12 protein-coding genes are annotated in these 12455 nt (G+C 39.7%); 10 read left to right on the top strand and 2 right to left on the bottom strand.

The window, feature by feature from the left end:
- The 4 genes from H6G57_RS05995 (at position 1) to H6G57_RS05980 (ending at position 2021) form a co-directional block, all read left to right on the top strand.
- Positions 1 to 432: a gas vesicle protein gene (locus H6G57_RS05995; protein ID WP_190516866.1), complete on the top strand. Its 432-nt coding sequence runs from the start codon at positions 1 to 3 to the stop codon at positions 430 to 432.
- A 105-nt stretch (positions 433 to 537) separates the two neighbouring features.
- Positions 538 to 1014 (top strand): gas vesicle protein K, encoded by a 477-nt coding sequence (locus tag H6G57_RS05990; RefSeq protein ID WP_190516864.1) that lies wholly within the window; start codon positions 538 to 540, stop codon positions 1012 to 1014.
- A 15-nt stretch (positions 1015 to 1029) separates the two neighbouring features.
- Positions 1030 to 1764: a GvpL/GvpF family gas vesicle protein gene (locus tag H6G57_RS05985; RefSeq protein ID WP_190516862.1), complete on the top strand. Its 735-nt coding sequence runs from the start codon at positions 1030 to 1032 to the stop codon at positions 1762 to 1764.
- 14 nt (positions 1765 to 1778) lie between these two features.
- A complete protein-coding gene (locus H6G57_RS05980; protein ID WP_072721105.1) occupies positions 1779 to 2021 on the top strand; it encodes a gas vesicle protein GvpG in 243 nt (80 codons plus the stop codon).
- Positions 2022 to 2225: 204 nt separating this feature from the next.
- Here the strand turns inward: H6G57_RS05980 and H6G57_RS05975 are convergent, their stop codons facing one another.
- Positions 2226 to 2543 carry a gas vesicle protein gene (locus H6G57_RS05975; RefSeq protein WP_072721106.1) on the bottom strand — a complete coding sequence of 106 codons (318 nt, stop codon included), beginning with the start codon at positions 2541 to 2543 and terminating at the stop codon, positions 2226 to 2228.
- Between the two features lie 141 nt (positions 2544 to 2684).
- Here H6G57_RS05975 and H6G57_RS05970 point away from each other — a divergent pair, with 141 nt between their 5' ends.
- From H6G57_RS05970 to H6G57_RS05960, 3 genes are all read left to right on the top strand, one after another.
- Positions 2685 to 3368, top strand: coding sequence for a GvpL/GvpF family gas vesicle protein (locus H6G57_RS05970; RefSeq protein WP_190516860.1), 684 nt, complete (start codon positions 2685 to 2687; stop codon positions 3366 to 3368).
- A gap of 12 nt (positions 3369 to 3380) precedes the next feature.
- Positions 3381 to 5282 (top strand): ArsA family ATPase, encoded by a 1902-nt coding sequence (locus tag H6G57_RS05965; RefSeq protein WP_190516858.1) that lies wholly within the window; start codon positions 3381 to 3383, stop codon positions 5280 to 5282.
- Positions 5283 to 5452: 170 nt separating this feature from the next.
- On the top strand, positions 5453 to 7300 hold the full coding sequence (locus H6G57_RS05960; protein WP_190516856.1) for an AAA family ATPase: 1848 nt from the start codon (positions 5453 to 5455) through the stop codon (positions 7298 to 7300).
- Between the two features lie 371 nt (positions 7301 to 7671).
- On the opposite strand, the gene H6G57_RS05955 is transcribed toward H6G57_RS05960, so the two are convergent.
- Complete coding sequence (locus tag H6G57_RS05955) at positions 7672 to 8937, bottom strand: FAD/NAD(P)-binding oxidoreductase (protein WP_190516855.1); 1266 nt, start codon at positions 8935 to 8937, stop codon at positions 7672 to 7674.
- Positions 8938 to 9679: 742 nt separating this feature from the next.
- On the opposite strand from H6G57_RS05955, the gene H6G57_RS05950 reads away from it, so the two are divergent.
- The 3 genes from H6G57_RS05950 to H6G57_RS29720 all read left to right on the top strand — a co-directional run.
- Positions 9680 to 10114: a hypothetical protein gene (locus H6G57_RS05950; RefSeq protein ID WP_190516853.1), complete on the top strand. Its 435-nt coding sequence runs from the start codon at positions 9680 to 9682 to the stop codon at positions 10112 to 10114.
- Positions 10115 to 10274: 160 nt separating this feature from the next.
- Positions 10275 to 12296: an AarF/ABC1/UbiB kinase family protein gene (locus H6G57_RS05945; protein ID WP_190516851.1), complete on the top strand. Its 2022-nt coding sequence runs from the start codon at positions 10275 to 10277 to the stop codon at positions 12294 to 12296.
- 40 nt (positions 12297 to 12336) lie between these two features.
- Positions 12337 to 12455 (top strand): MerR family DNA-binding transcriptional regulator (locus H6G57_RS29720; RefSeq protein ID WP_375539509.1); only part of this gene is annotated, 119 nt, incomplete at its 3' end.

Below are 12455 nucleotides of genomic sequence, written 5' to 3'. Positions count from 1 at the left end.
GTGACTTCCTCCACTTTTGCTCCCCCCATCAAAAGCCACTCAAATAGCTCCATAACAACGGCTACTCAAGGTTCTAGTTTAGCGGATATCCTTGAACGAGTTTTAGATAAAGGAATTGTGATTGCTGGCGATATTTCTGTGGCAATCGCTTCTACTGAACTTCTACATATCCGCATTCGTCTATTAATTGCCTCTGTTGATAAAGCACGGGAGATTGGAATTAATTGGTGGGAAAGTGATCCCTATCTTAATAGTCAATCTCAAGCTTTATTAACAGAAAATCAAGAACTTTCACAGCGACTCCAGAGCTTAGAAGCTGAACTTAAAGCCTTAAAATCCTTAACCCAATCGAGTGCAATAGAAAGCCATGATACCAGTCCGAACAATGAAAAACATTCCCAAAAGCCAAACAATTCTTTGCTTAAGTCCTAACAAGTTAGGAGGTAGTTTGCCTCATTTAAACTTAGAGAAAATTTCAAGTTTGCGAAATTCCAGGCTTGAGCTTCGTCGCCAAAAACCTATTTACTAACTGCGATTATGACACTTGTTTGCACACCTTGTGATACTGCCCATGAGATCTTACCGACTTCTGAAACAACTCATAGTAAAGGGGGTTTAGCACCTTTACTGTTAACGGTGGTAGAACTGGTACGTCAACTGTTAGAAGCTCAAATCATTCGCCGCATGGAAGAAGGCAGAATTCTCAGCGAAGCTGATTTAGATAGAGCCGCAGAAAGTTTGCAAAAATTACAAGAGCAAATTCTCCATTTGTGTGCAATTTTTGAAGTCGATCCGAAAGATTTGAATATCAATCTTGGAGAATTTGGTACGCTTTTACCCTCCCCAGGAAGCTATTACCCTGGAGAATATAGCGCCAGTCCTTCTATATTAGAATTGGTTGATCGACTTTTAAATACTGGAGTTGTTGTAGAAGGAAATGTCGATTTAGGTTTAGCCAAACTTGATTTAATTCATCTAAAGCTTCGTTTAGTGCTAACTTCTCAGCCCCTTTAATTTTGGAGATGATTTATGGCTACGGGTCTTTATTTATATGGAATATTTGCCGATCAGATTCCTGACGAAATGGTTTGGGAAGGGATTGATCATGAACTCGTTCACAGTGAAGTCATTGAAGGATTTAGTTTTCTCTACTCTGTTGTTCATAAAGAGAAATATTTGGCTTCCCGTCGCTATCTAATCTGTCATGAAAAAGTCCTAGAAAACGTAATGGAAGCAGGGTTCCATACTTTGCTACCATTGCGTTTTGGATTGGTTGTGAAAACCTGGGAAACGGTGATAGAACAATTGATTATCCCTTATCAGAATCAACTCAAAGAGTTATTTACCAAATTGTCAGGAAAACGAGAAGTTAGCATTAAGATTTTTTGGGATAGCCCGTCTGAATTAAAAAGAATTCTCGAGTGTAATCAGGAGTTAAAAAAACAACGGGATGATATGCTCGGCAAAACGTTAACGATGGAAGAAATTATCTATATTGGTCAAAGGATTGAAAACAGCTTATACCAATGTAAACAAGAAATTGTTCAGGTCTTTCGAGATCAATTAAATCACTGTGCTCAAGAGGTTGTAGAAAACGAGCCGATGATGGATGACATGATTTACAATACGGCTTATTTAATTCCTTGGGATCAAGAATCTGAATTTAGTCAGAAAGTTGAAGCGATCGATCAACAATTTGGCGATCGCTTGCGAATTCGCTACAACAATTTAACAGCACCTTATACCTTTGCTCAACTCATGTAAGGAGAGTATCAGTTATGTTTCTTGATCTTTTATGCTTTCCTGTTACCGGGCCCCTGAATGGCTTAATCTGGATCGGAGAGAAAATTGAAGAGCGTGCAAATACGGAATATGATGACACTGAAAATTTGCACAAATTATTATTATCATTACAACTAGCTTATGATATGGGCAACATTTCCGAGGAAGAGTTTGAAATTCAGGAAGAAGAACTTTTATTAAAAATTCAGGCTTTAGAAGAAGAGTCTGTAGAGAACTAGCCTCAATATCCTGATCACCTTCATGAGTAGAAAAAGATAAAAATTATTGTTGAATTAAAATCCTATTCTTGCATTTTCCTAATCTCATCGATTGATAAAAGCTAGAGATAGGATTATTTTTTTTTCTATCATGATCTTAAAAAAGCGGGTTTTACAAGGTAAAGAATTAAAGAAATTCCCATCTTTAACCCGCACTCTTCAGTTTTAATATTCCAGGTAAAAGGCTTGGAAATTAGAAGACTGAGCAATCGGTTTAGAAGGATGAAGCATTTTAGGTATAGTGGGATTAGCTTGGCGTAAATCTTGAATAGTCTGTTCTGTACTATCGATTTGATGATTCAGAACCGTGAGACGATTTTTTAACTGTTGAAGTCGCTGCTCCATCAATTGTAATTCTTTTTGGATACGCTGTTTTTCAGTAATCAACTTATACAATTCAAGTTGCTGAGATGCTTCAGATTTATTCCGAGGCATGGTGCTGATTTTAGGTTTGATTGGGCCTTTAACACGATTGCTTGTCATAAGAATTCCTGAATAGTTTATAATATTATAGCGAGGAATTGGATGTTATACATGGTTTTCTTAAAAAAAGACTAAAACTGAAATTTCACTTTCAAATACAAAGATTTGTAAAATTTTTGAAAAATTTCTTTTGCCAGCCCTATGAAATTATATAATTTATATACTTACGCTTTTTTAAAAACTCCAAAACAGATCTTGAAATTACCTGTTGGAATTGCCAGCCCAGTCTTACTGATGGCTTCAGGAAAAATCTCGGCTCTAGTAGAACCAGACGTCTGTTTAGATGCCTTACAAAAGGATAATGAACGCTTAATTCAAGCTGTTTTATCCCATGATCGTGTCATCTGCGAATTGTTTCAGCAAACGACAGTTTTGCCCTTACGTTTTGGCACGTCTTTTTTAGAGGGAGACAATTTACTTGATCATCTCGGTTCTAATAGCGAAGAATACCAAAAAAAGCTCCAACAACTCCAAGGAAAAGGGGAATATATTTTAAAATGTATTCCTCGTAAGTTAGAGGAACCTGTTTTAGGTTCTGAGATGACGGGAAGACAATATTTTTTAGTTAAAAAACAGCACTATCAAACCCAACAAAACTTTTATATTCTGCAAGCAACAGAATGGCAAAAGGTCGTTCATTTAGTTACCGATCAGTATCAATCAACGATTATCAATGCTTGTCCAGGAGCAGAATCACGAATTTATCTTTTAGTGCCTTGTCAAGATGAACCTTTCCTAACTAATCATTTCTTGAATTGGCAGAAAGTTTGTCCCCGTTGGGAATTGCAATTAGGACAAGTTTCTCCACCCTATCACTTTATTTAACTGAGTTTCTATATGATTAACTTTCACCCTGTAAACAACATTCTTAACCCTTATGACACTCGCCATTTAGTCATGTTTAGTGGCAAAGGAGGAGTGGGAAAAACCACCCTTTCCTGTGGATTTGCTCGTCGTTGGGCTAAATTATTTCCTGATGAACAAATCCTATTAATCTCAACAGATCCAGCCCATTCTTTAGGAGATATCTTACAAACACAAGTCTTAGATCAAGCATTACCTTTAAAAGACTTACCAAATTTAAAGGTTAGAGCGTTAGATGCGGGAAAATTACTATTAGAATTTAAAGAAAAATATGGAAAATTTTTAGAACTCTTAGTTGAACGAGGTAGCTTTGTTGAAGGCGAAGATTTAACCCCTGTTTGGGATTTAGACTGGCCCGGTTTAGATGAAATTATGGGGTTATTAGAAATTCAACGATTACTCACTGAAAAAATAGTTGATCGAATTGTTGTTGATATGGCTCCTTCCGGTCATACCTTAAATTTATTAGGAATTAAAGATTTTTTAGAGATTATTTTAAATTCTTTAGAATTATTTCAAGAAAAACATCGAGTCATTTCCCAAACCTTTGTAAAATCTTACAATGCGGATGAAGTGGATGACTTTTTGATCAAAATGAAATCGGAATTAACTGAAGGAAAACAACTATTGCAAGATGCCAGTTTCACCGTTTGTTTAGTCGTGGCAATTGCAGAACCGATGAGTTTATTAGAAACCGAACGATTACTCAAGAGTTTGCAGCACTTAAATATTCCCTGCGGTAGTTTATTTATCAATCGAATTTTATCCCCATCAAACCTAAACTTAGATCGCTATAGCGAACAACAAGAACTTCTGAGTAAATTCCTTCAACTTCCGGGTCAAGATGCCATTTTTACCCTTCCCCAACAATCAACAGAACCTCTAGGGGGTGAAGCTTTAGATCTAATCATGAGCCAAATTCAAACCCTTGACACTGTAGAATTAGTTCCCCCACCTCCTATCCAATGGCCCGAAAAAATTCTCCCTAGTTTTAGCGATTTTATTGCTGAAAAACGTCAATTAATTATCATTGGAGGAAAAGGAGGTGTAGGTAAAACAACCGTTGCGGCTGCCCTGGGTTGGGGATTATCCCATCGTTATCCTGAGAAAAATATTCGGATAATTTCTATTGATCCAGCCCATTCTTTAGGAGATGCCTTTGGGGAAAAATTAGGACATCAACCCACACAATTAACCACCAATTTAAGTGGTCAAGAAGTCGATGCCGATATCGTTTTAGAAAAATTTCGGGATGATTATTTATGGGAACTGGCAGAAATGATTAGTGGCGAAGGTAAAGAAGACAGCGACATCAAACTCGCTTATACTCCCGAAGCTTGGCGACAAATTGTAGCTCAATCCTTACCCGGAATTGATGAAATGTTATCGTTAGTAACGATCATGGATTTATTAGACCAGAAACAACAAGATCTAATTATTTTAGATACCGCTCCTACCGGTCATCTTCTGCGTTTTTTAGAAATGCCAACCGCTTTAGGGGAGTGGTTAGCTTGGATTTTTAAGCTGTGGATGAAGTATCAAAATGTATTAGGGCGTTTAGATTTAATGGGGCGATTGCGAACCTTAAGACAACAAGTGATGCAAGCCCAGAAAAAACTAAAAAATCCCCAACATACAGAATTTATTGGGATTCTCCAAGCCCAAGATGCCATTGTTGCCGAACAAGTTCGATTAACAGCATCTTTGAAAAAAATGGGAGTCTATCAACGCTATATCGTGCAGAACCGTTATCACACGGATGAGGAAATTGATCGGGATTTATTCCCGGATCAAACTCTGATTCGCTTACCCAGTTTACCTCGGTCAGTGGCACCTCTGGCCCGAGTTCAAGGGGCTGCCGATCTTCTGTTTTAAAGGCGTTGATAGCAACCCCCTGGTGCAATTAGGACATGAGAAATCATTGAAACCCCGGTTTTTCGGTCTTTTACCTGGACTCATCGCTACTATAGGTGTTAAACCTTAGATTCCTCAACCCCATCTCATCTACCCAGCCTATATTGTTCAATTGATTCAGGAGAAATTTTATGACAGAGTTATTCAAAGGTTTTGAGCAATTAGTCGAACTGGCGAAAACCTTAGAAGAAAAACTTGAAAAAGGAGAAATTAAAACTGAAGTGCAGTTTAGTTCTCGTCCCTTGAGTAATATTCCCCGTTCTGGTGGGATTCCCCGTCCAGGCGGCATTCCCCGCACGAGCAGTTCTGGTGGGGGTGATTTTGAGGTCAATCGCAGTCGCTCATCTTCCCCCTCAGATTCAGGATTTGAAGACACTATGACACCCCCAGAAGAAGCTACCACCCCTTCCCTTAAAGACGTTGGCGGATTGACAGAAGTTCTCAAAGAACTCAAAGAACTGATTGCCATTCCCCTAAAACGCCCCGACTTATTAGCGAAATTAGGACTCGAACCCACGCGCGGCGTTCTGATGGTTGGCCCCCCTGGAACAGGTAAAACCCTGACCGCCCGTGCCCTGGCTGAAGAACTCGGTGTTAACTATATTGCCTTAGTCGGGCCAGAGGTGATGAGCAAATATTATGGGGAAGCCGAACAACGACTGCGAGGAATTTTTGAGAAGGCCAGTAAAAATGCGCCTTGTATCGTTTTTATTGACGAAATTGATAGCATGGCTCCCGACCGCAGCAAAGTGGAAGGGGAAGTGGAAAAACGACTGGTTGCCCAACTGCTGAGTTTAATGGATGGCTTTTCCCAAGCTCAAGGGGTGATTGTTCTTGCCGCCACGAACCGCCCCGACCATCTTGATCCCGCCTTACGTCGCCCCGGACGGTTTGACCGAGAAGTGCAGTTTCGGGTTCCTGACCGCAATGGACGTTTAGAAATTCTCCAGATTCTCACCCGTTCCATGCCCTTAGATGAATCGGTTTCCTTAGCGTTGATTGCGGATAATGCCGTGGGATTTGTGGGGTCAGATTTAAAAGCAGTTTGCCAGAAAGCGGCCTATAGTGCTTTGCGCCGTCAGGTTCCGACGATTGAATCCAAAATTCCAGAAATCATGACGGTGATTCAGACCGACTTTTTGCAAGCCCTCAAGGAAGTTAAACCTGCGGTGTTGCGGTCTGTGGAAGTGGAATCTCCCCATATCGCTTGGGACAATATTGGCGGACTTGAACAAATTAAACAAACCCTACAGGAATCTGTGGAAGGGGCTTTACTCCATCCCCAATTATATATGCAAACCAAAGCCCAAGCACCCAAAGGCATTTTGCTTTGGGGGCCACCGGGAACGGGGAAAACCTTATTGGCGAAAGCCGTTGCATCTCAGGCGCGAGCCAATTTTATTAGTATTAATGGCCCAGAATTGTTGAGTAAATGGGTGGGAGCCAGTGAACAAGCGGTACGGGAGTTATTTGCCAAAGCTCGTCAAGCTGCGCCTTGTGTGGTATTTATTGATGAAATTGATACCTTAGCTCCAGCAAGAGGCCGTTATAGCGGGGATTCTGGGGTGAGTGACCGAGTTGTGGGACAAATTTTGACCGAGTTAGATGGATTGCAAACGGGGGCGACGATTTTGGTGATTGGGGCTACAAACCGCCCGGATGCCTTAGACCCAGCCTTATTACGGGCGGGACGGTTAGATTTACAGTTAAAAGTGGATTTACCGAGTGCTTCTAGTCGTTTAGCAATTTTACAAGTCCATAACGATGAACGTCCTTTACAGGAGGTGGATTTAGCGTATTGGGCTGAAGCAACGGAAGGCTGGAATGGGGCGGATTTAGCATTATTATGTAACCAAGCCGCACTGGTAGCCATTCGTCGTTATCGACATCAGGGAATGACTGACCCGACTGAAATTCGGATTACAACGGGTGATTTTAATGCGGCTTATCAAGTGTTAGTTGAACAGCGTGCAACTTAATATCCTACTGTCCCCTATGTCAGGGTGAACGAAGTTAAGCATCTCTGGTTAACTTACAACTCCCATTCCGCAGATATTTCAGAAGATTTAATTTCCGATTAAATTGGAAAAAATAAAAGCCCAAATTATTGCATAGCAACAATTTGGGCTTTTTTTAATGTAGGATAATAATTGGGTTAGCTTAACAATATAAAATATAAATTTCTTTAAAAAATAGGATTCTATTTAAGGGATGGAATGTTTAATTTAATTAATACAAGTTGTTCTTTTCACTTTTAATCTTAAAACTCTTTTTTTCCTAAAAACCGGATTTTTTTAAGCTTTAAGTTCTCCCTAAAGTTCTTTGAAAAAACCCGGCTTCTAAAATAAAATTAACCTTTCAACGGCTTCAAACGGTCTGCCTCAAAGGGGGCACCTTTTAACATCCGATTCCAATATAACCAAGGTAAAATATAACGCTTGGCTAACCACATACTATAACGTTCTTGTGTGGGGTCAAAGGGAAAACTAGAGTCGGGTTTACACTCGTAGGTAAACTCCGCCATAATCGTTTTTCCATAACCCGTAATTAACGGACAGCAGGTATAACCATCATAACTTCCTGTTAGTTTTTGAGACTGAATTAAACTGTAGAGGTTTTCTACTAATGCAGGGGCTTGTTTCCGAATTGCTGCTGCGGTTTTAGAAGTCGGTAGGGAAGACGCATCTCCTAATGCAAATACATTCGGATAAACATTATGCTGTAACGTTGTTTTATTCACATCTACCCATCCCCCTGGTTGTACTGCTAAGGGACTATTTTTAATAAAATCTGGGGGACTCATGGGTGGCGTGACGTGAATCAAATCATATTTAATCCTGATTTCTTCCGCACCGTTTACAGTAAAAATTGCTTCTTGGGTTTCCGGTTTAATCGCTTTGAGATTATGTTGATACTTAACATCAATATTACGACGTTCCACAACTTTTTCTAAGGCTTCACAATAGCCCGGAATGGGGAACATTTTACCAACGGCTGTACAATACATAACCTGGCTTTTTTCCCGTACCCCATTGTTGCGGAAGGTATCATCCGCTAAATACATAATCTTTTGGGGTGCTCCTCCACATTTAATCGGTGTGGATGGAAAGGTAAAAATTGCCGTTCCCCCTTTAAAATTCTTTAACAATTCCCAAGTATAAGGCGCGTATTCTAAGGAATAATTACTTGTGACTCCATTTTTACCAATGGCATCTTTTAATCCTTCGACTAAATGCCAATCAATTTGAATCCCTGGACAAACCACTAAGTATTGATACTGAATGCGCTGCCCATCTTGGGTAATGACTAAATTATTTTCCGGTTCAAATTGATCCGCATAAGCTTTAATCCACTTGACACCGGGGGGAATACAGTCTTTTTCGTCTTTAATCGTATCTTCAATATTATAAACACCCCCACCCACTAACGTCCAAGCGGGTTGATAATAATGTTTTTCGGAGGGTTCAATAATGGCAATATCCAGGCTGGAATCTTTCCGCATCAGTTGGGCGGCGACGGTAATTCCTCCGGCTCCTCCCCCAACAATCACAATTTGATGGCGGGCTGTATGAGGTGTTGTATCGGAATTTGAGGCTTGTAGGTTTGTACTTGACATAATGGCTGGTCGCTTTTGGACAGATCTCCTTTTTGAGTGTAAAGGGGAAGTCACCCTTGGGCACAATCCATTAACAACTTTTAAGAATTCTGGCCCAAAGGATGATTTTAGGCTGCTCCTCAACCCTTTTATTCTCTGTTAGCAAGTTTCTTAGATATCTACCTTAACTCCTTCACCGCAAGTTTTGGGTAGAATAATTATTAACATTAATTAATAAATTTATTTTCTAATTTTTGATAAAGAGCTTTAAAAGTATTAATTTAGAATCTATATTCTCATCATTTACGGATTGATTGCTAAAGGATATTGCTTTTTTAGAATTTATTTTAAAAGTCTATGAATACAATCAATTATTGCTCATCATTTAAAAAACAAAAATCTATCTTTATGAAGATTTACAAAAATTAATTTATTTGTTATATTTATTAATACATAAAAGAGTACCTAGTTATCAATCGATAATATAGTACATATTTATAATTAAACTCTATGTTTTTCCCAAAACAAAGCCATCTCATCGGTATTAAAGGAGTAGAGATTCCTCGAAAGTAATTGTAAAATATTTATCCTATTCAGAATTTAATTTTAGGATTAATATAGATTTAGGGAGGAGTTAAGAGGCAATTTAACCCCTAGAATAAAAATAAGGAAATACCCATTAGTCGATTGGCTCTGCTTTTAGGTTAAATTTCTGCTCCGTCAACCTTAAATTTAGCAATTAAAACCTTAAAACAGTAGACTTATGGCTTCACAACACCAAGTTAAACAATATTTAGCCTACTGGTTTCAGTTAGGTAAAAAAGTCTTAATTCGCAACGGTGCAGAATCTCGCTTACCCCAACCTGTCGTTCAAGGAGACAGATATAGCCGCGAGTTTGAGGACTGCTGGAAGGAAATCCTCTCCCCTGACTCTGGAGAGTGCTATTTGGAAGGCACAGAGCAAACCATTGAAGATTTGCTTTCCTCACAATGGGAAATTGAATCCTGTGCCCGTTGTTCTCTCTCGGTGCCGGTGAAAGTTGCCGGAATGCCTCCTAATTGTTGTCCCTGCTTCGATTTACCCACCTGGCCAAATCTGGAAGCTCCCTTACCCCGCCTTCCAGTGAGTACCCGTCTCTATCTCTTAAATATTTGCAACCGACTGACCCACACAACAGAAACAGGGGATGGTGAGTAGGGTTAATTCCCCATCAATCGGACGGTCTTTCTGGGGAGGTAAAGGACTTGATTGAGATATTGTTACAATAGTTAACAGAAATTCCCACCTAAGTCCTACATTTATGGAAGTCAAGACGGTATTGCCTGCAAAGCCCCAGCTTGATTCAGATTCACCTCTTATGACGATTACTCCCCTGCAACCGAGCAGATCCGTTTCCCCTGCAACCATTGATGTCTCCTCAGAATTTGTGGAGGAACATCACCAACTGCCTCAACCGCCAGAGGTGACAAGCCTTGATGAATCGAATCAACCTGCATTACGCTACGATCCGATTGCCATTGCAGATTATTACCGTTCTCGTGTGTTCCAAGTTTGGGGACGCCTGTTAAGCATTATAGGGAAATTGGGTTTTTTTGCCTTGGGATTATGGTTAGATGGCAAAGGCGGAACAAACCTGAAAACGGATCGCAAACGCGCCATTCAACTACGAACCACCTTAACAGAACTCGGCCCGGCATTTATTAAAGTGGGACAGGCCTTATCCACTCGACCGGATTTAGTTCCCCCATTATATTTAGAAGAATTAACCCAATTACAAGATCAACTCCCGCCTTTTGCCAATGAAGTTGCTTATCAATTTATTGAAGAAGAATTAGGCGATCGCCCCGAAAATATCTATGCTGAATTAAGTCCTGATCCCTTAGCAGCCGCATCTTTAGGACAAGTTTATAAAGGTAAATTAAAAACTGGGGAAGTTGTCGCGGTTAAAGTCCAGCGTCCGGGGTTATCTGAAAGTATTGCCCTGGATATTTATATTTTACGAACCTTAGCACAATGGGCTAAGAAAACCTTTAAGTTTATCCGTAGTGATTTAGTCGCCATCATGGATGAATTTGGGGGTCGTATTTATGAAGAAATGGACTACAACCATGAAGGACGAAATGCGGAACGATTTCGACAACTTTACGGCAATATTCAGGATATTTATGTGCCTCGAATTTATTGGGAATATACGGGACGCCGTGTATTAACAATGGAGTGGATCAACGGTTCTAAATTAACGAATTTAGAAGAAGTTGCAGCCCAAGGCATTGATGCTCGTTACTTAATTGAAGTTGGGGTGCAATGTTCCTTAAGACAATTATTAGAACATGGATTTTTTCATGCCGATCCCCATCCGGGTAATTTATTAGCCAGTCCCGATGGTAAGTTAGTTTATCTCGATTTTGGCATGATGAGCGAGGTTAAACCTTATCAACGCTATGGGTTATTAGAAGCCGTTGTGCATTTAGTGAATCGAGATTTTGAAGGGTTAGCCAAAGATTATGTCAAATTAGAATTTTTAACGCCCGATACCGATTTAACGCCGATTATTCCGGCTTTAGAAAAAGTGTTTAGTAATGCGTTAGGGGCGAGTGTTGCTGAATTGAATTTTAAGAGTATTACGGATCAACTCTCGGAATTAATGTATGATTATCCCTTCCGAGTTCCGGCATACTATGCGTTAATTATTCGATCTTTGGTGACATTAGAAGGCATTGCTATTAATGTTGATCCAAACTTTAAAGTTTTAAGTAAAGCCTATCCTTATGTGGCTAAACGATTGTTAACTGATCCTTCCGTTGAATTAAGAACGTCTTTGAAAGATTTATTGTTTAAGGAAGGATCATTTCGATGGAATCGATTAGAAAATTTACTCAAAAATGCTCGAAATAGTGATGATTATGATATTAATGAAGTGTTGAATCAAACCCTAGATTTTTTATTTTCAGAACGGGGAGAATTTATCCGAGAACGATTAGCTAATGAGTTTGTTCAAAGTATTGATGTTGCTTCTCGTAATGCGTTGACAACGGCTCAATCTAAAGTCGCTGAATGGCTGGGGGTAAAACCCATTTCTACTCCTGCAAAAGAACCTCAACCTCCATCAACTCCAAACAATTTAGAACAGATTCAACGGATTGTTAGTATTCTCCAAGAAACAAAAGGGTTTGATCCGATGCTATTAGTGCAGCGTGTTCCGAGTTTAATTGTTAAACCCGAAGTCCGACATTTAAGTCAAAAAGTAGCTGGAGAATTAGCCCAACGAGCCGCCGCCAGACTGATTCGAGAGTTATTTTTGTCTTCTGATCCGCTTATTCCTGATGGGAATCCGATGGAACAAAATGGTCATTTGAAAAAGGGTTACTCAACAGTGTAAGTTTTGTTGACAAATGCTAATGTATGCTATAGTTTAAGACATGGCATACATACCACTCAGGAAAGCGGTCGAATTTCTGGGTCTACATCCAAATACGTTGAGAAAATATGCCGATGAAGGGAAAATCAAAAGCATCAAAAACCCGGCAGGGCAAAGACT

Origin of the sequence: Planktothrix sp. FACHB-1365 (genome assembly GCF_014697575.1) — a bacterium.
Classification (GTDB): domain Bacteria; phylum Cyanobacteriota; class Cyanobacteriia; order Cyanobacteriales; family Microcoleaceae; genus Planktothrix.
Note: the sequence above shows the minus strand (reverse complement) of the source record. Positions and strands in the feature narration are given on the sequence as shown.